The organism is Aquicoccus porphyridii (genome assembly GCF_008369105.1).
Lineage (GTDB): Bacteria > Pseudomonadota > Alphaproteobacteria > Rhodobacterales > Rhodobacteraceae > Aquicoccus > Aquicoccus porphyridii.
The window spans coordinates 1-453 of sequence record NZ_VINQ01000127.1 but is presented as its reverse complement, the minus strand read 5'-3'; the positions used below and the strand labels follow the sequence as shown (position 1 = coordinate 453).

At 72.2% G+C, this 453-nt stretch carries 1 protein-coding gene; it reads right to left on the bottom strand.

From position 1 onward, the window contains the following. The coding region (locus FLO80_RS23875; protein WP_149187146.1) for an aldehyde dehydrogenase family protein at positions 1-453 on the bottom strand (453 nt) is incomplete at both ends.

Sequence of the window (453 nt, the reverse complement as noted above, 5' to 3'; positions counted from 1 at the left end):
GCCTCCAGGGCCAGCTCGGCCAGGCGCAGGGCGGAGAACGGCGACTGCTCGGCCGGCTTGAGCACCACCGAGTTGCCGGCGGCCAGGGCCGGGGCGAGCTTCCAGGCGGCCATGTCGAGCGGGAAGTTCCACGGCACCACCGCGCCGATAACCCCCAGCGGCACGCGGGTAATGGTGGCCAGGGTCTGCTGGGCGGTCGGCGCGACCTGGTCGTAGAGCTTGTCGAGGCGTTCCGCATACCAGGCGAAGACGTGGGCGGCGCCGGGTACATCGATGTTCCAGGCGTCCATCACCGGCTTGCCCATGTTCAGCGAGTCGAGCAGCGCCAGCTCTTCGCGATGGGCCAGCATCAGCTCGGCCAGGCGCAGCAGCACGCGCTTGCGCTCGACCGGGGCGAGACGCGCCCAGGGGCCTTCGTCGAAGGCGCGGCGGGCGGCGGCCACTGCCGCGTCG